1 pseudogene is annotated in these 242 nt (G+C 69.4%); it reads left to right on the top strand.

The window, feature by feature from the left end:
- Positions 1-216 (top strand): annotated as a pseudogene (locus ACQG3P_RS22300) (FAD-dependent monooxygenase); the annotation flags it as partial.
- Positions 217-242: the final 26 nt, after the last annotated feature.

Raw genomic sequence — 242 nt, 5'->3', positions numbered from 1 at the left:
CAGCTGCAGGCGCGCTGGCCCACCCGCTTCGTGCCGCACTACACCATGGTGACGTTCCTGCACACGCCGAACGCGGTGGCGCTGGAACGCACCGTGCTGCAGCGGCGCATCCTGGAAACGGCCACCGCCGGCCACGACAGCCTGGAGCACATCGACTGGGCCGCGCTGGACCGCGGGGTGCACCAACAGCTGTCCGTGCTGGAGGGCGCGCACTGATGGCCGACAGCTTCCTGTTCTACGAC

It is taken from the genome of Stenotrophomonas sp. SrG (genome assembly GCF_050031795.1).
In the GTDB taxonomy this organism is placed as follows: domain Bacteria; phylum Pseudomonadota; class Gammaproteobacteria; order Xanthomonadales; family Xanthomonadaceae; genus Stenotrophomonas; species Stenotrophomonas rhizophila_A.
Note: the sequence above shows the minus strand (reverse complement) of the source record. Positions and strands in the feature narration are given on the sequence as shown.